Annotated in this window: 20 protein-coding genes; 11 read left to right on the top strand and 9 right to left on the bottom strand. The window is 37.6% G+C overall.

Annotated features, from left to right (window positions below):
- Window positions 1-159: 159 nt before the first annotated feature.
- Window positions 160-810 (bottom strand): 23S rRNA (uridine(2552)-2'-O)-methyltransferase RlmE, encoded by a 651-nt coding sequence (gene rlmE / locus CDA10_RS00875; RefSeq protein WP_089603638.1) that lies wholly within the window; start codon window positions 808-810, stop codon window positions 160-162.
- A gap of 197 nt (window positions 811-1,007) precedes the next feature.
- On the opposite strand from rlmE, the gene yhbY reads away from it, so the two are divergent.
- Complete coding sequence (yhbY, locus tag CDA10_RS00880; protein ID WP_089603639.1) at window positions 1,008-1,331, top strand: ribosome assembly RNA-binding protein YhbY; 324 nt, start codon at window positions 1,008-1,010, stop codon at window positions 1,329-1,331.
- A 12-nt stretch (window positions 1,332-1,343) separates the two neighbouring features.
- Window positions 1,344-1,883: a DOMON-like domain-containing protein gene (locus CDA10_RS00885; RefSeq protein ID WP_089603640.1), complete on the top strand. Its 540-nt coding sequence runs from the start codon at window positions 1,344-1,346 to the stop codon at window positions 1,881-1,883.
- Between the two features lie 205 nt (window positions 1,884-2,088).
- Here CDA10_RS00885 and CDA10_RS00890 read toward each other — a convergent pair whose 3' ends face one another.
- The gene (locus CDA10_RS00890; RefSeq protein ID WP_228704574.1) at window positions 2,089-2,598 is read right to left on the bottom strand and encodes a hypothetical protein; all 510 of its coding nucleotides are present in this window, start codon (window positions 2,596-2,598) and stop codon (window positions 2,089-2,091) included.
- A 316-nt stretch (window positions 2,599-2,914) separates the two neighbouring features.
- Between CDA10_RS00890 and carA the strand changes: the two genes are divergently transcribed.
- From carA to CDA10_RS00910, 4 genes are all read left to right on the top strand, one after another.
- Window positions 2,915-4,054: a glutamine-hydrolyzing carbamoyl-phosphate synthase small subunit gene (gene carA / locus CDA10_RS00895; RefSeq protein ID WP_089603641.1), complete on the top strand. Its 1,140-nt coding sequence runs from the start codon at window positions 2,915-2,917 to the stop codon at window positions 4,052-4,054.
- 14 nt (window positions 4,055-4,068) lie between these two features.
- Window positions 4,069-7,302 (top strand): carbamoyl-phosphate synthase large subunit, encoded by a 3,234-nt coding sequence (gene carB / locus CDA10_RS00900; protein ID WP_089603642.1) that lies wholly within the window; start codon window positions 4,069-4,071, stop codon window positions 7,300-7,302.
- A gap of 93 nt (window positions 7,303-7,395) precedes the next feature.
- A complete protein-coding gene (gene greA / locus CDA10_RS00905) occupies window positions 7,396-7,872 on the top strand; it encodes a transcription elongation factor GreA (RefSeq protein ID WP_089603643.1) in 477 nt (158 codons plus the stop codon).
- A 327-nt stretch (window positions 7,873-8,199) separates the two neighbouring features.
- Window positions 8,200-8,829, top strand: coding sequence for a CatB-related O-acetyltransferase (locus tag CDA10_RS00910; RefSeq protein ID WP_089603644.1), 630 nt, complete (start codon window positions 8,200-8,202; stop codon window positions 8,827-8,829).
- 65 nt (window positions 8,830-8,894) lie between these two features.
- Here CDA10_RS00910 and CDA10_RS00915 read toward each other — a convergent pair whose 3' ends face one another.
- Window positions 8,895-9,614: a hypothetical protein gene (locus CDA10_RS00915; RefSeq protein WP_228704575.1), complete on the bottom strand. Its 720-nt coding sequence runs from the start codon at window positions 9,612-9,614 to the stop codon at window positions 8,895-8,897.
- A 545-nt stretch (window positions 9,615-10,159) separates the two neighbouring features.
- Between CDA10_RS00915 and CDA10_RS00920 the strand changes: the two genes are divergently transcribed.
- Window positions 10,160-10,597 (top strand): universal stress protein, encoded by a 438-nt coding sequence (locus CDA10_RS00920; protein WP_089603645.1) that lies wholly within the window; start codon window positions 10,160-10,162, stop codon window positions 10,595-10,597.
- Between the two features lie 405 nt (window positions 10,598-11,002).
- Here the strand turns inward: CDA10_RS00920 and CDA10_RS00925 are convergent, their stop codons facing one another.
- A complete protein-coding gene (locus tag CDA10_RS00925) occupies window positions 11,003-11,320 on the bottom strand; it encodes an MGMT family protein (RefSeq protein ID WP_089603646.1) in 318 nt (105 codons plus the stop codon).
- A 108-nt stretch (window positions 11,321-11,428) separates the two neighbouring features.
- On the opposite strand from CDA10_RS00925, the gene CDA10_RS00930 reads away from it, so the two are divergent.
- Complete coding sequence (locus CDA10_RS00930; protein WP_089603647.1) at window positions 11,429-12,394, top strand: alpha/beta fold hydrolase; 966 nt, start codon at window positions 11,429-11,431, stop codon at window positions 12,392-12,394.
- 128 nt (window positions 12,395-12,522) lie between these two features.
- Here CDA10_RS00930 and CDA10_RS00935 read toward each other — a convergent pair whose 3' ends face one another.
- The 3 genes from CDA10_RS00935 to CDA10_RS00945 all read right to left on the bottom strand — a co-directional run bounded on the left by CDA10_RS00935 (window position 12,523) and on the right by CDA10_RS00945 (window position 16,113).
- Entirely contained in the window at window positions 12,523-14,022 is a 1,500-nt protein-coding gene (locus CDA10_RS00935; RefSeq protein ID WP_089603648.1) for a cation:proton antiporter, read from the bottom strand.
- Window positions 14,023-14,247: 225 nt separating this feature from the next.
- Window positions 14,248-15,138, bottom strand: a complete 891-nt coding sequence (gene ypfJ / locus CDA10_RS00940; RefSeq protein ID WP_089603649.1) for a KPN_02809 family neutral zinc metallopeptidase — start codon at window positions 15,136-15,138, stop codon at window positions 14,248-14,250.
- Between the two features lie 48 nt (window positions 15,139-15,186).
- Window positions 15,187-16,113, bottom strand: a complete 927-nt coding sequence (locus tag CDA10_RS00945; RefSeq protein ID WP_089603650.1) for a DUF808 domain-containing protein — start codon at window positions 16,111-16,113, stop codon at window positions 15,187-15,189.
- Window positions 16,114-16,309: 196 nt separating this feature from the next.
- Between CDA10_RS00945 and trpS the strand changes: the two genes are divergently transcribed.
- The 3 genes from trpS to CDA10_RS00960 all read left to right on the top strand — a co-directional run bounded on the left by trpS (window position 16,310) and on the right by CDA10_RS00960 (window position 20,257).
- Entirely contained in the window at window positions 16,310-17,323 is a 1,014-nt protein-coding gene (gene trpS / locus CDA10_RS00950; protein WP_089603651.1) for a tryptophan--tRNA ligase, read from the top strand.
- Between the two features lie 543 nt (window positions 17,324-17,866).
- Window positions 17,867-18,511 (top strand): YqiJ family protein, encoded by a 645-nt coding sequence (locus CDA10_RS00955; RefSeq protein ID WP_089603652.1) that lies wholly within the window; start codon window positions 17,867-17,869, stop codon window positions 18,509-18,511.
- 30 nt (window positions 18,512-18,541) lie between these two features.
- The gene (locus CDA10_RS00960) at window positions 18,542-20,257 is read left to right on the top strand and encodes a flotillin family protein (RefSeq protein WP_089603653.1); all 1,716 of its coding nucleotides are present in this window, start codon (window positions 18,542-18,544) and stop codon (window positions 20,255-20,257) included.
- A 279-nt stretch (window positions 20,258-20,536) separates the two neighbouring features.
- Here the strand turns inward: CDA10_RS00960 and glpD are convergent, their stop codons facing one another.
- Together glpD and CDA10_RS00970 are read right to left on the bottom strand one after the other, a co-directional pair.
- Complete coding sequence (gene glpD, locus CDA10_RS00965; RefSeq protein ID WP_089603654.1) at window positions 20,537-22,066, bottom strand: glycerol-3-phosphate dehydrogenase; 1,530 nt, start codon at window positions 22,064-22,066, stop codon at window positions 20,537-20,539.
- Window positions 22,067-22,314: 248 nt separating this feature from the next.
- On the bottom strand, window positions 22,315-23,076 hold the full coding sequence (locus CDA10_RS00970) for a DeoR/GlpR family DNA-binding transcription regulator (protein ID WP_089603655.1): 762 nt from the start codon (window positions 23,074-23,076) through the stop codon (window positions 22,315-22,317).
- Between the last annotated feature and the right edge of the window lie 555 nt (window positions 23,077-23,631).

Raw genomic sequence — 23,631 nt, forward strand, 5'->3', positions numbered from 1 at the left:
CTATTTTGATCAGGCGCAACCTTGCTTGATCGTAACAAAAAGCGAGTAATGAATTTCGCAATAAAGATTAAAAACGTACAAAATGCACAATTTTTAACAACTTGGCAAGCTTTTGTTGGCAATTCATCACCAACTAAGAACATACCTCATAATTGGTACTTATTGCGAAACTTTTTTACGGCCTTGTCCAATTAAAAAAACTTCTTTTGAACGTGCACGTGAAGCAGCGGGTTTTGCTGTTTTTAACACTTCAAAACTATCCACAACTTGCTTTCGGAACTCATCAAAACCAGTTCCTTGGAAGACTTTAACTAAAAATTGCCCTTTTGGTCCTAAAACCTTGTTGGCAAAATCGAGTGCAAGTTCACACAAGTAAATCTGGCGAGGTTGATCTACAGCCTTATTACCTGATGTATTGGGGGCCATATCCGAAATTACAACGTCTACAGTGCGTCCATTTAAAATATTTAACAATTTTTCGAAAACTTCTTCTTCACGAAAGTCACCTTGTAAGAAAGTTACATCAGGTAAAGCGTCCATTTCTAAAATATCAGAGGCAATAACTAAACCTTTGTCACCCACCAACTTTCCAGCAATTTGCGACCAGCTTCCTGGTGCTGCGCCGAGGTCGACAACAATCATGCCCGGTTTAATCATTTTGTATTTTTCTTGAATTTCAAGCAGCTTGTATGCCGCACGAGCTCGATAACCTTCTTTCTGAGCCTTTTTCACAAAAGGATCATCTAGATGCTCTCGCATCCACACACGACTACTTTTAGATAACTTTTGGTTGGTAATGCGAGTAGCCATAACTCTCTTAATACAAATTAATCAATCAATATTGATTGTACGTGAAAAACATTCTCATTGCAGTAGGCATCTGTATCTAAATACATAGATATGACATGATTTTTATGAATCAGCTTGATCGATTATTTCTACAGAATTTACAGCGCAGTGATCAGGCTTTTGTTATACTAGGTCGTTTTTAGAATTAGGTTATTTTTATGGCGACTCTCTCTATCCAAGAACGTAAACGTTTACGTCAAATCGGACATGCTTTAAATCCAGTGGTAATGCTTGGCGATAAAGGCTTGACTGAAAGTGTCGTTGAAGAATTAAACCGCGCTTTGAACGATCACGAGCTGATTAAAGTTAAAGTTACAGGTGAAGATCGCGAAGCTCGTGCTGCAACTATGACTGAAATTGCAGAAACTACAGGTGCTGAAGTTGTACAAACGATTGGTAAAATTGTTTTACTTTACAAAAAAGCACCGAAACAAAATCCTAAATTATCAAATTTAGTTCGTCACGCTCATCTTTCAAATTAAGACTGAATCTTCATGGCAAGTTATGAGTTAAATGCTTTTGATCGTCGCTTTCAAAGCATTTCCTTGGTTGGCGCAATTGAGCAAAACAGTCCTTATACTTTAAATGTAGGATATTGGCTGCGTGACCCAAATCAATTGATTATCTACCCAGACATGGTTGCATCCAACCCACGTGTGGATTTCCTCTGGGAAAAAACTTGTTTTGAGATTTTTATTGGTGTGCAAGGCGAAGATTATTATCGTGAGATTAATCTATCCCCTTCTCAAGCATGGCAGGCTTACCAATTTGAAGAATATCGGTATCCTGAAGAAATGCCGCCTAAAGTCGCCTATGATATTGAGCTGAATCAGTTAAAACGCACACACTATGGCTTAAATGTAAGCTTAGATTTAACTGAATTCATGTTAGCCAATAAGCTGAAATGGTCAGATTTATTTGTAGGTTTAAGCGCTGTGTTGGATACAACACAAGGACAACAGTTTTTTGCTATGCAACATAGTGGGCAACAAGCTGACTTTCATAATAAGCGTGATTGGCTACATGTGTTCTAAATTGTAAATTACATTAAAAATGTATGTAACATGTAAATGAGTGAGGCAAATGACCTCACTTTTTTATTGTCTGTGTTTTTATTCATATTTTTTATGCATAAAAAAAAGGCAAATCAACAATGACCTGCCCTTCTCTAAAAATCACGATTAACTTAATCTCACAAAACATCAAATGTTCAATGAATAAAGTTTGTGATTTTGCAACTTAACTTTTTAAAGTTGTATTTTCTTCAACTTTTGCAGAAACTTTTTTCCATGCATCTAAAGTGTGTTCTTTAGAACGTTTTAAAGTTTCAGTTAACTGCTCTTTGTGCTTAGACGAAATTTGAGTAACGTCTTGACGAATTTCTTTGCCCACTTCAGTTAACTCTTTTACAAGTTGGTTTAATTCAGTTTTTAAGAAATCAGCCAATTCAACCAAATCTTTTTGTGAAGTTGAAAATTGAGTTTTAATCACGTCAATACGTTGTACAAGATCTTGTTTAAAGTTTTGTACTTGGTCTTGAACTTGACCATTCAATTGTTCTGCTTCAACTTCAAGTTTAGCTTTAGTTTCTGCAACAGCTTCAGTTACTTTTTGCTGTGCTTCTTTACCTAATTTCTCTAAATTTTCAGCTGTTTCAGTTACAACTTCTTTCGCTTCAGTTACAACTTCTTTCAATGCTGCTTTCGCTTTTGGTGCTTTATCTAGATCTTTATCTGTAGATGTTGTCATTTCGATTCCCCCTGGAATGTGAACCGCAACAATAACGTGAATAGATAAATTTTAAATTCTGATTTGTCTAACAATTCTAAAATACTTACAAATTTATGACATTTACTAGAAACAGAATTTATTTTAAATAGCAAGGGATTTATCTTATATATTCATCATAAATAAAATGGACTTTGAAAGTATTCATGCGTATAATGCGCTGTTAAGTTATAAGCGAGCAGACATAAGGAGGGTAGGATTTAGTTAGCCTTCCTTTTTTTTCGTCTACTCGCTTTTTTACAGCCCTATTTTGTGGTTTTAGTTCAGGAGCTATGGTTTGAGCACCCCCGCCATTTTAGCCCTTGCTGACGGTACTGTTTTTAAAGGTATATCGATCGGCGCTACGGGAAGTACGACTGGTGAAGTCGTTTTTAACACTGCCATGACTGGTTATCAGGAGATTTTGACTGATCCGAGTTATGCACAGCAACTTGTAACTTTAACCTACCCACATATCGGTAATACTGGTTGTAATGATGAAGACGTGGAATCAGGTCGAATTCATAAAGTATGGGCGAATGGCTTAATTATTCGTGACTTACCGTTATTACACAGTAATTTCCGATCAAATCAATCTCTTGGCGATTATTTACAACAACATAACGTGGTTGCCATTGCAGATATTGATACTCGTAAATTAACACGTATTCTGCGCGACAAAGGTGCACAAAACGGTTGTATTCTTGCTGGCGAAAATATTACTGCAGAAGAAGCGATTGCTAAAGCTCGTGCTTTTGGTGGTTTGAATGGCTTAGACCTTGCTAAAGAATGTTGTGACCCTGAAGGTTTTGAATGGACTGAAGGTTCATGGACATTAGGCAAAGGTTTTTCTCAACCTGAAGCTAAGTTCCATGTTGTTGCATACGATTACGGTGTTAAAACCAACATCTTACGTATGCTTGCAGATCGTGGCTGTAAACTTACAGTTGTTCCTGCGCAGACTCCTGCTGAAAAAGTCCTTGCTTTAAATCCAGACGGCGTATTCTTATCAAATGGTCCTGGCGATCCAGCAGCATGTGACTATGCGATTGAAGCAGTTAAAACGATTGTTGAAACAACCAACTTACCTGTATTTGGTATTTGCTTGGGTCATCAAATTTTAGCCCTCGCTTCTGGCGCTCAGACGATGAAAATGAATCATGGTCATCACGGCGCAAACCATCCTGTACAAGACCTTGAGAATGGTACTGTGATGATTACTTCTCAAAACCACGGTTTTGCTGTTGACGAAAGTACCTTACCTGCAAACTTAAAAGTGACATATCGCTCATTGTTTGACGGTACAAACCAAGGTATTCATCGTACTGACAAGCCTGCGTTCAGCTTCCAAGGTCACCCTGAAGCAAGCCCTGGTCCACATGACTGTGCCCCATTGTTCGATCATTTCATCGAACTTATTGAAGCATCTAAGAAGTAATTAAGGAAGCGATCATGGCTAAACGTACAGACATTAAAAGCATCTTAATTATTGGTGCGGGTCCGATTGTGATCGGTCAAGCATGTGAGTTTGACTACTCAGGTGCACAAGCTTGTAAAGCGCTTCGTGAAGAAGGCTACCGTGTTATTTTGGTGAACTCTAACCCAGCGACCATTATGACCGACCCTGCAATGGCAGATGCAACGTATATCGAACCGATTACTTGGCAGACTGTTGCGCAAATCATTGAGAAAGAACGCCCTGATGCTGTTCTTCCGACAATGGGTGGTCAAACAGCCTTGAACTGTGCACTTGCACTTGATGCCAACGGTATTTTAGAAAAATACAATGTTGAGTTGATTGGCGCATCAAAAGAAGCGATTGAAAAAGCAGAAGATCGTAAACTTTTCGATATCGCAATGCGCAAAATCGGTCTTGAATGTCCAAAAGCAGATATTGCTGAATCAATGGAAGAAGCTTTAGAAATTCAAGCACGCTTCGGCTTCCCTGTAATTATCCGTCCATCATTTACGATGGGTGGTTCAGGTGGCGGTATCGCTTATAACAAACAAGAATTTCTTGAAATCTGTGAACGCGGTTTCGATCTTTCGCCAACAAAACAATTATTGATTGATGAATCGTTAATTGGTTGGAAAGAATACGAAATGGAAGTTGTTCGCGATAAAAACGACAACTGTATCATCGTATGTGCGATTGAAAACTTTGACCCAATGGGTGTGCATACAGGTGACTCAATCACTGTTGCTCCTGCACAAACATTGACAGACAAAGAATACCAATTGATGCGTAATGCTTCTTTAGCAGTACTACGTGAAATTGGTGTAGAAACAGGTGGTTCTAACGTTCAGTTCGGTATTTGCCCGAACACTGGTCGTATGGTTGTGATCGAGATGAACCCGCGTGTTTCTCGTTCATCTGCTTTGGCTTCAAAAGCAACAGGTTTCCCGATTGCAAAAATCGCTGCGAAATTAGCTGTTGGTTATACCCTTGATGAATTGAAAAATGACATCACTGGTGGTGTAACGCCTGCATCTTTTGAACCTTCAATCGACTACGTTGTAACGAAAATACCTCGTTTCAACTTCGAAAAATTCCCACAAGCTGACTCAACACTTACAACACAGATGAAATCTGTAGGTGAAGTGATGGCGATTGGTCGTAACTTCCAAGAGTCTTTACAAAAAGCGCTTCGTGGTCTTGAAGTTGGTGTATGTGGTTTTGATGAAAAGATCGAAGCGGGTACTGAAAACGTTAAAGATAAAATCTTGGTTGAACTTAAAGTTCCTGGCCCAGAACGTATTTGGTATGTAGCAGATGCTTTCCGTCATGGCTTCACATTGGATGAAGTTTTTGCTGCAACGAATATCGATAAATGGTTCTTGATCCAAATCGAAGACATCATCAAAACTGAAGAACAAATTAAAACTTTAGGCTTTGGTGACTTAAACGCTGACAATATTCGTTTATTCAAACGCAAAGGTTTATCTGACCTTCGTATTGCGAATTTGATGGGTATTTCACAAAAGCAATTCCGTAAGCATCGTTGGAACTTAGGTGTTTTGCCAGTTTACAAACGTGTAGATACCTGTGCAGCTGAATTCGAATCAGATACTGCTTACATGTACTCAACTTACGATGAAGAATGCGAAGCGAACCCTTCAGCTAAAGACAAGATCATGGTGATCGGTGGTGGTCCTAACCGTATTGGTCAGGGTATAGAATTCGATTACTGCTGTGTACACGCAGCACTTGCAATGCGTGAAGACGGCTACGAAACGATCATGGTGAACTGTAACCCTGAAACAGTTTCAACAGATTACGACACCTCTGATCGTTTGTACTTCGAACCAATTACTTTAGAAGATGTCCTTGAAATCGTACGTATCGAGAAACCTAAAGGTATTATCGTTCAGTACGGTGGTCAAACTCCGCTTAAATTGGCACGTGCTTTAGAAGAAGCTGGCGCACCAATTATCGGTACATCGCCAGATGCGATTGACCGTGCAGAAGACCGTGAACGTTTCCAACAAATGATTCAACGTTTACAACTTCGTCAACCAAACAACAGCATTGTAAAATCTGCTGAAGAAGGTATGGCTGAAGCATCAAAAGTTGGTTATCCATTGGTTGTACGCCCTTCTTATGTATTGGGTGGTCGTGCGATGGAAATCGTATACAACGACGATGAATTGAAACGTTATTTACGTGATGCAGTACAAGCTTCGAATGAAGCGCCTGTATTACTTGATCGCTTCTTAGATGATGCCATCGAAGTTGACGTAGACTGCGTATCTGACGGTAAAGACGTTGTGATCGGCGGTATTATGCAGCACATTGAACAAGCAGGGATTCACTCAGGTGACTCAGCATGTTCGATTCCTCCATATTCGCTCTCTGACGAAATTCAAGATGAAATGCGCCGTCAAACTGTTGCAATGGCGAAAGAACTTGGCGTTATTGGTTTAATGAACGTACAGTTTGCAGTTAAAGGCGAAGACATCTATATTTTAGAAGTCAACCCACGCGCATCACGTACTGTGCCGTTTGTTTCTAAATGTATCGGTGAATCATTAGCGAAAGTTGCAGCACGTTGTATGGCGGGTCAATCTTTAGTGTCACAAGGTTTCACTAAAGAAATTATTCCGACTTACTTCTCTGTAAAAGAAGCAGTATTCCCATTCAACAAATTCCCTGGTGTTGACCCAATTCTTGGCCCTGAGATGAAATCTACAGGCGAAGTGATGGGTGTTGGTAAAACATTCGGTGAAGCATTTTATAAAGCCGTACTAGGTGCAAATGAACGCTTACCGGGTCTTCCAACCGAAGGTGAAGTGAAGCATGCATTCATCTCCGTTCGTGATTCTGACAAACCTCGCGCTGTAGGTATTGCCAAACAACTTGTAGACTTTGGTTTCAAAGTGATCGCAACTGGCGGTACTTATGATGTCATTAAAGCTGCTGGTATTGAATGTGAACGTGTAAACAAAGTCACTGAAGGTCGTCCTAATATCGTGGACCGCTTGAAAAATGGCGAGATTCACCTCATTATTAATACAACTGAAGGCAAACAAGCTCAAGAAGATTCATTCTCGATTCGTCGTTCTGCCCTACAAGGCAAAGTGTATAACACAACGACCTTGAATGGCGCAGATGCTTTATGTCAAGCTTTAGCGATTCAATTGCCGATGGATGTATACCGTTTGCAAGATTTACAAACTGTAGGTTAATTCGTTTACCGAGAAGTCCCGTTACCTCTTGGTAGCGGGATTTTTTTATTTCTAAACCTGTGTTTTATTCACTAACATAATTGAGGGACAACAATGCAACGTTATCCTATGACTCCTGAAGGCAAGGTTGCCTTAGAGAAAGAATTACAACAGCTTAAGTCTGTTGATCGTCCACGTATCATTGCCGCAATCGCAGAAGCACGTGAACATGGCGATTTAAAAGAAAATGCAGAATACCATGCAGCTCGTGAGCAACAAGGTTTCTGTGAGGGACGTATTCAAGATATCGAAGGTAAGCTTGGCGCTGTTCAAGAAATTGATGTGAAAGCACTTGAACAAAATGGTCGTGTAGTTTTTGGCGTAACAGTGACGATTGAAAATATCGACACTGAAGAGCGTAAGACTTATAAAATTGTTGGCGACGATGAAGCTGACTTTAAAATCAATAAAATTTCAGTGAATTCCCCTATTGCACGTGGCTTGTTAAGCAAAAGCGAAGGCGATGAAGTGAAAATCGTAACACCTCAAGGCGAAGTGGAATACGAAATTGTAAAAGTTGAATATCTTTAATTTTTTCTGATATTTACGGCTGTAAAACCCCCTCACTTGAGGGGATTTTTTTGTTTTAGAATTTTCCAAAACACCTCTCCCTAATTCTCACCGTATAGGAGAGAGAAACTTCATTACAAGAATGAGATAGGTTTAAGATATATACAAATCTTCCAACCAAAACCCAAAATTCAATCCACAATGGATGACTCCTTTTCTCTAAGAAAGAAGGTTGGGGGGAGGATTCAGTAAAGGAATGTTAGATTTAAGCAATCCATTTCCCTCCTCTTTTTCAAAGGAAGTGTTTTATTTGTTATAATTCCTTTCACTCTGCAACGTTATCATTCTATGTCTGAACCTTTGATCAATTCCCCTGTAAAACATTGGTGCGAGTTTGAATTTATCTCTAAAACTGTGAAAAATCCAAACATCCACATTAAGGGTAATTATTCTTATTATTCAGCTTATTGGGATCAAGGTTTTGAGCGTTGTGTGGTACGTTATTTACACGATAAACCTTCTACATCTGAAAAGCCGATTGATCAACTCCACATCGGTAACTTTGTCTGTTTTGGGGCGGAATGTGTGATTATGATGGGCGGAAATCAGTTACATCGTCCAGATTGGATTTCAACCTTCCCTTTTGATACTCGTAGTTTTTTAGCTGCCGGTGATACTGTAATTGCTGATGGTTGCTGGATTGGTAGCCGTGCCATGATTATGCAAGGTGTGACACTTGGTGAAGGTGCTGTGGTTGCAACAGGTGCTGTGGTCACGCAAGATGTGCCACCTTATGCAATTGTCGGCGGTGTCCCTGCTAAAGTGATTAAGTATCGTTTTCCTGAACAAGACATTGAAAAACTGCTTTCCCTTAAGTTATACGACTTAGATGAAAAGCAGATTTTAAAAATGCGGGAAACGTTACAAACGGATGATGTGGATGCTTTGTTAGAATATTTTAAGCATTTGAAAAATTAATCATTTTTAAATGAGGAATATCCTGATAAAGCATTGTAAAATTTTTACTGCCTCACTCATTCAAATCATTTCTTTTTACTAAAACCAAACGGCATCACCACTTCACGATACTTTTCCACGACTTTATCCTTTTCAGGTTTAAAAGCCTCCCAAGTGAAGTCTGTATAATTCAAAATCCATTGATAATAGGGCTTTCCTACATCCTTGAATTGAATTGATAAACTCGAACCACTTTCATCATGGCAATGTAGCGAAGTTTGATAATCTTTTTCAGAAAAACATGCTCGAATCGTCTCATAAGAATAAAAAGGAACATCTGCCAAAGCCAACTTATATGCCCCCTTCGGTTCTAACATCACAAAATCTGCAAACTGCTCACCTTTACCACCACCTGAATAACCAGTACCCCAATGCTGAACGATAGCAATTGCAAATTTTTGCCGATTCAAAGGATAAAATGCAGGGAAAATTTCAGCACCATAATCACCCAACTCACCATCTTCAGAATTTTTACTATGATGCTGATAATTTTTAAAATTCCATGCATCAACGACTTTATAACTATTTTTATCTTTAACAAGTTCAATCAATTGAGGAGTAGCATCAATCAAATAAACTTGGCCATCATCCGATGCTTTCTTTTTCCACAAAGCTAAATCTTCTGAACACATCAAATTCAAATCCGTACAGATCTTTTTGAGTTGTGATGATTCCGTTTTTAATTTAACCAAAGGAACTGCTTGAATCGTTTCTACAGCAAATGTTTGTGCAGAAAACATAATCATGGGGACAAATAAACCTAAGGGTTTTACAACATTTTTATACCTATTCATTGTAAATAACAGCATAAGCGCCCTGTTCAATTAAGCTTAGTTTGTATTATCAATATAAACATTACTTGATGAAAATATGTCATAAAAACGATTCAAAATACTCTGTTTCGAAAATAGACAAAACGAGCCATCCAAAACGATAATTCAATTCATCTGTCGATCAAACATGATTACTCTCATTATTATGTATGGTTTTTGTTCATGTTAGTCTTAAATATCTCATCATTTAAATCTATTTAGAGCGAATTTTTCATTCACTTCTAGTTAAATACTGAGCTTAATAGCATGATGTTTCTCTAGATTTAAATATCTTGATTTTGATATTACAAGCTATTGACTAATTAAAAATAACTTAAGATATTTCAATAAATTATCTTTATAAAATTACTGGGTTTTATTCTTTTCATATTCACGTTATGATCAAAGTGTAAACTGATTTATGTGTTCATTGTTCATCATTCAATTCAGCATTTTTTGTCAAAATAAGGAAATTACTTATGGCTTATCAAAATATTCTTGTCCCTGTTGATGGTTCAGAAACGTCTCTGTCTGTGGTTAAACATGCCGCTGAACTTGCTAAAGCATTTAACAGTAAAATCACGGTTGTACAGGTGATGACCTTAGACCCTTATATTGCTTCAGAATATCTTGCACATGGTCAAAGCAATATGTTGATTGAACGTGCTAGAGAGTTTATCCAAGACAATATTAATGCAGCAAAGGAACAATTTCTTGCAGAAGGCGTACAAGTCGAAACACGCCTACTTGAAGGCGAAAATATTGCTCGCACCATCAGCCAAGCAACAATCGATTTAAAAACTGATTTAGTGATTCTAAGTTCTCATGGACGCACTGGCTTCCAAAAATTGCTCATGGGAAGTGTTGCACAAAGCTTATTAACTGAACTACAGATTCCGGTATTGGTGATTAAATAACCTAATCTCAGGATAAGATATGTTTCCAACCATATGATACGCGGAAACGTCAGTCGCATTGTTCGAGGCAGGACTACATCTGTAATATACTGTTTTTGCGATATATTAGGTACTAGATAGTATTTGTCGAGTTGGCGACTGACAAATGGTTTTGCCTACTTTTCCCGAAAGAAAAGTAGGTCGAACCGAAGGTTAATCCTTGTATATGACTTTAAATGGTAGGACTCCGCTGAGTCTATTCTATCTTTTCAATAACTTACATCAGAATTTATCCCAAACTGACGTTAAACAAGTGTTGTTTTAAGAATCTATTTCAAATATTGATTTTACAGGATCTCATCACAACAATTTAGTTTTTGAGTATTAAAAGTCCTTATCATAATTCCATGGTAGGGATTTTTAAGCTTAAGGCGTCCATTGATATTTTTTTAAATTAATTTTGCCATCAATGACCACAATATTTTCGGATAATAATAATGCAGTTTGTATGCAATTACCCTGTTCATCTAATTTATTTAAGCTAATTCTACCTTGTGAATTCACCACTCTAAACCACGGAATTGCATGTCCTTCTTCCAATTGCCCCAAAACACGACCAACCAAACGGGCATGTTTTGGCAGGCCTGCTAATTTGGCAACCTGCCCATAACTCGCAACTTTTCCTTTGGGTATTTGCACGATAACATTGAGAATAAGTTGTGCAAGTTCATTATTTTGTGACATTAGGACTCATTGACCAATAATTAACAGTTAACTCTTTTTAGGCAAATGTATTCTGTTTGCGACTATTCTAATCTTAAATAGACCATCTAAAACAACAAGAGTATATCTATGAAACGGACTTTATCTCAATTATTCCTTGCTTCTGCTATAGGTTTAGCATCAATCGGCATCATAAACCAAGCGCAAGCTGCACCAGCTATTGATATTCAAAGTGTATTACAACAAGAACGTACTTGGGCAGGTATGGAAACTAAGCGCGTTAAAGTCGGTGATATTGATTGGGCGTATAGTGAAGGTGGACAAGCAGGTAAACCAACACTGCTGTTAGTTCATGGCTTGGCAGGTAGTCGAGATAACTGGAATCGTTTAGCACGTTATTTAACCCCTTATTATCATGTCATTATTCCAGATTTACCTGGTCAAGGCGACAGTAAGGTTCCCAATGATTTTGATTACTCACTTCCTAATTTAACTGAAAAATTACGTCGTTTTGCTGAAGCCATTAAGGTAGATAATGGTTTGAATATTGCAGGTCATAGCATGGGAGGATCGATTGCCCTACTCTATGTTGCACAATATCCTATTGATACTAAGTCATTATTTCTAATTGACAGTGCAGGTGTGTTTAAATCGGCAAATACACCTTATTTAAAAGATCCAACAACCTTGCGTAATATGCTCGTAAGCAAACCGGGGGATTTTGATCGTTTAATGAAAATCGCCATGAATACTCCACCGTTTATTCCAAAAGAACTCAAAGATGCGCAAGAAAAACTCATGATCAGCCAGTCTGCAAATACATCGAAATTGGTTGAACAGTTGATTGTCATGTCAAAACTATTTACACCTGATTCATTTGCAATTGCTGCACGTTCTATTGACCAACCTGTACTCATTGCATGGGGTGATAAAGACCAAATCATCAATGTAGAAGCAGCCGCAGAATTGAAAGGCTTACTCAAGAATGCGCAAGAACCTGTGATCTTAAAAGGGATTGGACATATGCCAATTTTGGAACAAGAGCAATTGTTGGTTAAACCTTATTTGGATTTTTTAGGTAAACACGCGAAATAAATGAATTTAACCTAACGTCGAATCTTCTTGGTACACCCTCCTTTGAACAAGGAGGGTTGGAAGGATTTAAAAATATTTGAATGAATAGTATCGGCTTTTTCTACGATCAATCACAACAATATTGACGATTAAAAGTTTGCTGGATTTTCCAAACGTTTTACTTCTTGTGCCTTTTTAGGATGATGTACCGTCGCTACACCATCGGCAGACTTTTTATCAACCAAAGCTTCAGGGTTATAAATGGTGATGGTTTCGTGACCTTCAGCGTCTTCACCCACGATGTATTTAACCCCTTTACGGTTCATTTTATTACACATTTTTTGGTACCAACCTTTAAAGCCAGTCGTTTCCTCATTTGGATTGTAATAAAAAGCATTCATCACAGCAGGTAAACCTAAACCACATACAACGCCTGAAAGTAGTACGCTAATAAAGGTATAACCAATCAAGATACTACTATAGTCACGAAGTTCAGGAACGTTCGCAACGGCAAGAATCAATGCTAAAGAAATACCACCACGTACTCCTCCCCAAGATAAAATAGCTAGACTACCATTATAAATTTTCTGTCTAAAACTCGGGAAGAATGCAAATGCAAAGAAATTCGCAGCAAAACGTGAAAGATGTAATGCAAAGAAAGCAAAGATACCGCCTAGAATCAAACTTGTACTCAAATCTAGAATGAAAATTTCCAAACCAATTAACGTGAATAAGAATGAATTAATAATTCCTTCTACAGTGTGCCAAAAATGATTAACTTCACGAATTTCACGCTCTTGTAAAATTTCTTTCCATTTATTACCAACAATGAGACCGCCAATAACGCAAGCAATCGGCGCTGAAGCATGAGCAAATAATGCAACTAAATATGAACCACATGCCAATAATGCTGTCGTTAGGATTAAGGATTCCATTTCATGTTTACCACGCAGTAAACGTAAAATACCTAAACCGAATGCCCAACCGATAATCACCGCAACAACAATTTCATAGAGAAAAGTTTGTAGGGTTGCAACTAAACTAAAATGTTCACCTTCCAATACATTTAATAAGGTCATGAATACTGCAATACACATGGCATCATTAAATAAAGATTCGCCTTCAAGTTTAACAATCAAATGATGTGGCGCACGAACTGAGCTCAAGACACCTTTTACGCCAATTGGGTCAGTTGCACCTAAAGCAGAACCGAGTAAAAGTAAAACTAAAATAGGGACAGGATTTCCAATTAAATATTGGAAGCCAAAAACCAAACCTGCAAAGAAAACAGCGCAGAGCAAAAGTGCAATTGTGGCGAGAATACTGATCGGTTTCCAATAAACCTTTAAATCTGACACCTTAAATTTGAGTGCGGATGAAGTTAAAATAAAACAAATGACACCATTGACTAAAAAATCATAGAAATCAATATGACGTACTGCTTCTTCAATATTATGAATATTGATTGAGATGAACTGATTGCCATTCAGTAGACTGGCACCCCATTGCAAAAGAAAGACAAAAATGGCTGAAACAAGAGGTACACCAATAGCTTGAGGAAAACCTAAAATACGCTTATTAAAAATAGTTGTTGCAATGGAAAGTGCAAAAACGACCGTAAAAACTTGTAGAAAAAAATAATTACCCATGCAAACCCTGTCAGCTATTTTCTAATTTAAGTCAGCATCAAACACTCGATCATTTATCAAATAAATACAAAAATAAAAGACTATTTAACAATCTTAATAATTTTACAAAAAAATAAGGATATTGAATGAAATATTTATAATTTTTAACATAAAACTGCTTAGACTAAAAATCACGCAATAAAAAGAGAGCTTTAAAAGCTCTCTCCTTAAATCTCAATACATCACTTATTTAAAAGTATCACATTGATTTATATCACCTGATTTTAAACCGATATTGAACCACTGCATCCGTTGCTGACTTGTTCCATGCGTAAAACTGTCTGGCACAGCATAACCACGTGCTTTCTTCTGAAGATAATCATCACCAATTTTTTGAGCTGCATCCATCGCTTCTTCAACATCACCTTGTTCTAAGAACTGAGTACGTTGTTGCGTATGATTGGCCCATACACCTGCAAAACAATCTGCTTGTAATTCTAAACGTACAGACAGTTGATTCCCCTGTGCTTCACTCGATTGTTGACGAGCTTTTTGCACTTGAGAGGAAATCCCCAAAAGGTTTTGCACATGATGTCCAACCTCATGCGCAATCACATAAGCTTGCGCAAAATCACCTGCTTCATCTTTGGCAGAAAGTTCAGACTGATTTTGCTCACCTGAAATGCCCATTTGTTGACGCATATCTTTAAAGAATTGAGTATCTATATAAACTTTTTGATCCGCAGGACAGTAAAAAGGCCCCATTGCAGATTGTGCTGTTCCACAAGCTGAATCTGTACTACCCGTAAAAAGCTTTAATTTAGGTGCTGTATATTGTGCGCCTTGTTGTTGGAAAATCGTTGTCCACGTATCTTCCGTATCAGCCAACACAGTTCCAACAAAATCTGAGACTTCTTTTTGTTCAGGTGTCAATGAAGTCGGTGCAGAACTTTGCGTTGCTCCAGCAGATGCGACTTGTTTGGTTGCTTGATAAGCTTGTTGCGGATCTACGCCAAAAAACTTCCAAGCCACAAAAGCCACGATCAAACCGAGGATACTAATCCCGCCTGCTTTTACACCGCCTCCACCACGTCGATCTTCGACATTTTCACTGACACGACGTCCTTTCCAACGCATAGTCTTATCCTTTTTATTTTAAATTGAAAATAGTTGATTGCTTCCAACTTATACAGTCGATGATTTGCCACGAATTCTTTGAATTAATCCAATCACAATCACGACGATTAAACCTGCGACAATACCCACTGACATATTGATTAAAGTCGGTGTAATTGCACCAACGATATTACCAACTGTAGGAATGTGTTGTGCATGATCAACAGCTTCTTCAGTGAAATGATGTAGTGAAGAAACCGTATGCGTAATAATCCCGCCACCAACAAGGAACATGGCTATCGTACCTACGATGGTTAGGGTTTTCATAAGTTTAGGAGCAAAAGCCAATAAACCACGGCCAATGGCTTGTTTGATATTCGAAGTTTGTTGAGTTAGATACAAACCTAGATCATCAATTTTGACAATCATTGCAACAAAGCCATAAACACCAACGGTCATTAAAATTGCAATAACAGACAAAACCATGACTTTGGTACCAAATGTCGCAGCAGCCACCGTACCCAGTGAAATCACCACAATTTCAGCAGAAAGAATAAAGTCGGTACGTACAGCACCTTTAATCTTGTCTTTTTCAAAAGTGGCTAAATCTGTCTCAATCTGCTTTATTTCTTCATGCGCTGCTTCTTCTGTTTTGGCTTTTTTATGTTGTAAGCTATGAATCACTTTCTCTACACCTTCATAGCAAAGAAAAAGACCACCGATCATGAGTAAGGGATTAATTAACCACGGCGCAACAACACTGATCAATAATGCTAAAGGAACCAAAATCAATTTATTAACAAATGAACCTTTGGCAACACTCCAAACGACAGGTAGCTCTCGTTCAGAACGAACTCCACTCACTTGCTGTGCATTTAAAGCTAAATCATCACCCAGAACACCTGCTGTCTTTTTGGCTGCCATTTTACTCATCACAGCTACATCATCGAGAACAGTCGCAATGTCGTCTAATAATATTAATAAACTACTCGCCATTTTTTATCCTAAATTTTAGTTATTTCACTATTTTAATTTGAAAATGGTTTTTTCTATAGAAAATTTTGCAGATTTTCACATTTATCTATAAAAAGCGGCTCATCGCCAAATTTCACTGACATTTAAATAAATTATCTCGTACAATGTGCGCATTCACAAAACACGACTGTCCTTTAATCAGACTTTGGAAGCGATAATGACGAATCAAGATAATCGTCCTGTGATTTTGACAGGCGACCGTCCTACTGGACAACTACATTTAGGGCATTTTGTAGGTTCTTTACGCTCACGAGTAGGCTTACAAGATTCTCATCATCAACATTTGCTTCTTGCAGATGCTCAAGCACTGACTGACAATGCTGACAACTTTGAAAAAGTACGTCGCAACATTCTAGAAGTAGCAACAGACTACTTAGCTGTTGGAATTGACCCAACAAAAACTACAATCTGTGTTCAATCTTGCTTACCTGCACTCAATGAACTCACCATGTTGTATTTAAACTTTGTGACGGTTTCTCGTTTAGAACGTAACCCAACCATCAAAGCTGAAATTCAATTACGTGGTTTTGAGCGTGATATTCCAGCAGGTTTTCTTTGCTACCCTGTTGCACAAGCTGCCGATATTACTGCATTTAAAGCGTCTGTTGTTCCTGTTGGTGAAGATCAAATTCCAATGATCGAACAAACCAATGAAATTGTTCGCCGTTTAAATCGTCAAATTGGGCAAGAAATATTGCCTGAATGTAAGGCACTTTTATCTAATATGAGCCGTTTACCTGGTTTTGATGGTAAGGCGAAAATGTCTAAATCTTTAGGCAATACCATTGTTTTAGATGCTTCTGATAAAGACATTAAAAAAGCTGTAAATGCAATGTATACCGACCCGAACCATCTTCGTATCGAAGACCCAGGTCAGGTTGAAGGTAATATTGTATTTACTTATTTAGATGCTTTTGACCCAAATAAAGAAGAAGTTGAAGAATTAAAAGCACACTATCGCCGTGGTGGTTTAGGTGATGGCACTGTGAAAAAACGTCTTGAAGGTGTGCTTAAAGAATTGATCACACCGATTCGTGAGCGCCGTATGGAACTCGCAAAAGATCCTGATTACATTATGGATATTTTGAAAACAGGTACAGAAAAGTGCCGTATTATCACGCAAAACACCCTTGATGAAGTTAAAAATGGTTTAGGCGTCTTTCATTTTTAATCATTAGTTAAAAAACTTTTAGTCATCAAATAAACAAAAAAGCCTTTCAAAAGAAAGGCTTTTTTGTTTGATGGTGTTCACATTTTAACCTCGCTTACGAGAGTTAACACTTATTTACGTGAATACCAATGAAATTACAGATGAGAACATCTACTATCTACTTAAGTTATGGATCTTCCCCAAAATTCATAACATTTCTCCTTGACCGAACTGTGAAAGCAGATTCGTTGTTCTACGCAATGATCACCCCAATCGTTGCGTATTTTTTTGTCTTTTGTTTTCATCCGTAAAACAGCTTCATTTATAAGCAATACTTGAATAAAACGCAAGCAATAGTTTTGAATGCATTTTTTTAACTTAATTTTTCTTAATAAAATATAACATATTGATTTTAATTATTATAAGCTGATAATTAAATTGCAATCTTTTGATAAAACCGATAATCTTTATCTATTAATTGAATTAATTAATGATTTTTTTATTATTTAATTCATATTAAAGCGTATTTTTATAAGAAAACTAAACAATATCGGGCACAACAATATGTGGGAATTATTTACTCATTCGTCCAATCTAGCCTTTAGCGTAAGTTTATGTCTGATGTTTTTGTTAGGTATTTTAGAATGCCTACTATTAATTATTGGTTCAACCTCACAAGGCTTTCTAGATCAATTCATTCCTGATCAATTACTTGAAACACATCACACTGATCTAGAACTTAATGCAGATAGTAGTGTTTTCGTACAATTCTTAGATTGGTTATATTTGGGACGTATTCCTGTCTTGGTCTGGCTAATCATATTTCTTACTGTTTATGCATTATTTGGTTTTACTGCTCAAGGCATTTCTCACAATTTTACAAACAGCTATTTTCCAATTTGGATTATTGCACCTGCAAGTCTTTTTCTCTGCATGCCAATTGTGCGTATTTGCGCATCGGTCATCGCAAAAATTCTACCGCAAGATGAAACCACAGCGATTCATAGTGATGAATTGATTGGACGTAAAGCACGGATTATTTTGGGGGAAGCGAAACTCAACTATCCTGCCCAAGCCAAAGTTATTGATCAATTTGGACAAACGCATTACATCTTAGTTGAACCTGAAACAGATGTTATATTTCAACAAGGTCAAGAAGTCCTTTTAACACAAAGAACCAAAGTTGGTTTTCAAGCCATTACCGCTTAATTTTTAAATAACAAACGCAGAGATAATAAAATGTTGACTGAAAACTTATATGAAATACTTGTTTTAGCAGGAATAATACTGGTGGCATTGATTGTCATTGGGGTGATTATTGCGCGCTTATATAAACGTTCAAGTAAAGAAGTGTCTTTTGTTCGCACAGGTTTTGGGGGTGAAAAGGTCATTTTGAATGGTGGAGCCATCGTACTCCCTGTTTTGCATGAAGTCATACCAGTCAATATGAACACGCTGCGCCTTGAAGTAAAACGTGCAACAGATCAAGCCTTGATTACCCGTGATCGTATGCGTGTTGACGTGATGGCTGAGTTCTATGTTCGAGTCAAACCGACTGCTGAATCGATTGCCACTGCTGCGCAAACTTTAGGTAAAAAAACCATGTCTCCTCAAGAGCTCAAAGACTTGGTGGAAGGTAAATTTGTCGATTCACTGCGTTCTGTTGCTGCTGAAATGGCCATGGAAGAATTGCATGAAAAGCGCGTTGATTTCGTTCAAAAAGTTCAACAAGTGGTATCGGAAGATTTATTTAAGAATGGCTTAGAATTAGAAACCGTTTCATTAACAGGTTTAGACCAAACCAGTTTTGAGTATTTTAATCCGCAAAATGCCTTTGATGCGGAAGGTTTAACCAAGCTCACTGAAACGATTGAAGACCGCCGTAAAAAACGAAATGATATTGAACAAGACAATGACTTAGCCATCAAAGCTAAAAACTTATCAACGGAACAAGCTCGCTTACAAATTTTACGTGAAGAAGAATACGCTAAACTTCAACAAGAGCGTGAAATTGCGATTCGTAAAGCAGAACAAATGGCTGAAATCGCATCTCAGGAAGCAGCAAAAAAACGTGAAGCAGAAGAAGCTCGAATTGCTGCTGAACGTGAAATTGAATTAAAACGTATTGCATCTGCACGTGATGTTGAAAATGAAAATATCCAAAAAGCACAATTAATTCAAAAGGCGCAGGTTGAACAAAAGAAAACCATTGAATTGGCTGAGCAAGATCGTGCCATCGCAATTGCAGAAAAATCACGTGCTGAATCTGAAGCCAAAGCACTGGCTGACCAAGCCCGTGCTCAAGCTGTAAAAGCTGAAGAGGAAGTGACGACTGTCCGTGAAACTCAACGTGCTGAGCGTTTAAAAGCTGTTGAATTGGTTGCAGCAAAACAGGTTGCTGAAACTGATGCAATTGCAATCACAGTTGCTGCTGCAGCATCGAAACAAGCTGCTGCTGATGATGCAGAAGCCGTACGTATTGCGGCTCAAGCAGAAGCTGAAAAAGTTCGTTTAAAAGCCAAAGGTGAAGCAGATGCAAAAATGCTTCTTGCCGCAGCTCAAGAAAAACAATATCAAGTTGATGCTGATGGTACTCGCGCTGTCAATGAAGCCAATAACATCTTGTCTACTGAACAAGTCGAAATGCAAATTCGTTTGGCACTCATGAAGTATTTACCTGAAATTATTCGTGAAAGCGTTAAACCGATGGAAAATATTGATGATATTAAAATTCTTCAAGTCAATGGTTTAGGTGGCTTCAATAACACAACGAGTTCAGGTGAAGCTGCTGAACAAGGTCAAGTTGCCCTTTCAGACCAAGTGGTGAATAGTGCTTTGCGTTACCGTTCTCAAGCACCGCTGATTGATAGCTTAATGAATGAGCTAGGTATTAAAGGTGGCGATATTAATGGTTTAACCCAAACATTAAATCCAAGGTCCGAAAAAGAGTCGTGATTTACTAAATAAAGTTCCTATTGAGGTAATACTGATCAGTTAAGCGTAATTTTATTATTACTGATTGATAAATCTCCCCTAACCCTGAGCCATTTGTGGCGCAAGGAAAAAGAGGGGAACACTCGTGAATTCAATGCGGTATTGAATCCAAGATACCCCCTCCTTTTTCAAAGGAGGGTTGGGGAGGATTAAAGATGCTTAACTGACTGGCATTACTTATTTAAAGGCTTTGTTTTATTGCGAGAATCTACAACTAGCTTTCCCTATAGAATCGTTAAACTAAGCCACTTCTTTCTGCATACGACGTTGATGTAATTCCACTAAATATCCATCTAAAGATTGAACATCATCCTGAGTGAATTCTAAATACAGTTTCGTACGACGTTTTAAAATATCAGTACTTGTGACCGCCCATTCTGAATCAACCAAATAATCAACCTCTTGCGCATATAAGCCGTGTCCGAAATGCTGACCAAGCTCATGAACTGATGTTGCATGCTGAACAAAATTCCACACGCACATTCCGTATGCACGTGCCCAACGGCTTGCTGTTTCAGTCTCAAGACCTTTAATTTTGTTTTGTATTTCAGTCACTAAATCATCGATAGAGTTTAAATTTTCTGCACCAGGCAGTAATGCTTTTTCAGTCCATGGCTTCGCCATTTCAGGAAAAAACTTCTTCAAATGATCCATTGCTGATTCAGCAAGCTTACGATAAGTCGTTAACTTACCACCAAATACAGAAAGTAAAGGTGCTTCATTCTCTTCATCTTGCGATAAAACCAAAGTGTAGTCACGTGTAATTGCCGCTGGATTATCAGATTCGTCATCACACAATGGACGAACCCCTGAGAAAGTTTGAATAATGTCATCTTGCTGCAATGTCTTTTTAAAATGATCATTTGCAACATCTAAAAGATATTCAATTTCAGACTGGGTAATTTCAACCTGATTTGGATCACTTGTATATTCACGATCCGTCGTACCTATCATGGTGTATTTATCTAAATAAGGGATTGCAAAAACAATACGTTGATCATCATTTTGCATAATGAAAGCTTTATCACCCTCATAAATTTTAGGCACGATAATATGACTGCCTTGTATCAAACGAATACCATATTGAGATTCAAGTTTTAGATCTTGTTTTATAAACTGTGCAACCCACGGCCCCGCAGCATTGACTAAAACTTTAGCATGAATTTGATAACGACCTTGCTCATTTTCCAGTTCTACGACCCAAAGCCCATTTTCTCGTTTAGCTGATACGCAACGTGTTTGAGTCACAATTTTTGCGCCCTTTTCACGAGCTTGTATAGCATTCAGAATAACTAAGCGAGAGTCATCAACTGCACAGTCTGAATACTCAAAACCACGGGTGATTTCATCTTTTAATGGACTTGTTTCAGCAACAAATTGAACTAAATTTGAGCCAGCAAGTTTTTCTCGTTTTCCCAAATGATCATAGAAGAACAAGCCTGTACGAATCAGCCATGCAGGTCGTAAATGAGGTTTGTGCGGCATGATAAAACGCATCGGTCGGATAATGTGTGGCGCTTTAGTCAATAAAACTTCTCTTTCTGCCAAAGCTTCACGAACCAATCGAAATTCTTTATGTTCTAGATAACGCAAGCCACCATGAATCAACTTACTACTTGCAGATGAAGTATGACTAGCTAAATCATCTTTCTCGCATAAAAATACAGATAAGCCACGTCCGATCGCATCTGTGGCAATCCCAACACCATTAATTCCACCACCAATTACAGCAATGTCATAACACGTTTGTTGCTCAAGACTTTGATTCATTTCGACCACCTATACAATACAAAATTTTCGTTTATTTTCATTTAACAAAAATAATAAACAATTAAGCCGATACTGTCTATCAAAAACCGACCAAATTACATTTTTGTTTTTCGTTATTTTTCATTAATCACCAATACTTAAAAATAATCGTTCAAATCTTTTCTCTATTACTGCACAATGATTGATTGTTTTAAATACCTAATATCAGTGATCAGCACATTTTTATTTGAATGAGAATGTCATATATCTTAAGCAATCACCAATGTAACATCTGCTTCTTTAATTTTTTGTAGAAAAGCATCAGTTGGCTTTTCATTGGTAAAAAGACATTCAATATCAGCCAAACTCCCCAAGCGCATCATGGCATGGCGACCAAATTTACTATGATCCGCCGCAAGAAAAACATGCCTTGCACCTGCAATAATCTCTTGAGAAACAGAAACTTCTTGAAAATCAAAATCAAGCAATGTGCCATCTTCATCGATACCACTAATACCAATGAGCGCATAATCTACTTTAAACTGTTTGAAAAAATCCGATGTCGCTTGACCAATCACACCACCATCTGGACGAACCTTGCCACTGGCAATCAGAATCTCAAAATCTTCTTTCTTACTTAAGATGTTGGCAACATTCAAATTATTGGTAATTACCTTTAAACCTTGATGCTCCATCAATGCATGCGCAATGGCTTCTGTCGTTGTTCCAATATTAATAAAAATAGATGCATGATCTGGAACAGCATCTGCAATAGCATTTGCAATTCTTTGTTTTTCTTCAAAATTATGATCAATCCGCATACTATAATCTGTATTGGATACACTAGAACTAGAATCGATCGCTGCTCCGCCATGATATCGACGTAACAAGCCATCATCAGCCAATTGATTGATATCACGGCGTACTGTTTGTGGTGTTACAGAGAAATGCTGCGCTAACTCATCAATACTAATATAACCACGTTCTTTAACCAGTTCTAAAGTCTGTTGTTGGCGGATTGCTAAATTCATTTGATAAACCTTGTTGTTTTATTTTCGAAAACGAACATGAGATGAATAAAATATCATAAGTTCAACAGATTAAACCTGCTATCACCTAAAAAGAATGGCATTTATTAAACTCATTTGTTCAATTTTGCTATCTTTGACCCTACTCCTACCTTCATGAGAGTTGAAAATCTATGTTTTTCAATGCTCGTTCAATCATTCTACTACTCAAATTTTGATGTTGTTGCAACATTTACTTTGGAATTTTCAAGATATTCAAATAGATTGAAGATTGAAGATTGAAGATTGAAGATTGAAGATTGAAGATTGAAGATTGAAGATTGAAGATTGAAGATTGAAGATTGAAGATTGAAGATTGAAGATTGAAGATTGAAGATTGAAGATTGAAGATTGAAGATTGAAGATTGAAGATTGAAGATTGAAGATTGAAGATTGAAGATTGAAGATTGAAGATTGAAGATTGAAGATTGAAGATTGAAGATTGAAGATTGAAGATTGAAGATTGAAGATTGAAGATTGAAGATTGAAGATTGAAGATTGAAGATTGAAGATTGAAGA

This window comes from Acinetobacter piscicola (assembly GCF_002233755.1).
Lineage (GTDB): Bacteria > Pseudomonadota > Gammaproteobacteria > Pseudomonadales > Moraxellaceae > Acinetobacter > Acinetobacter piscicola.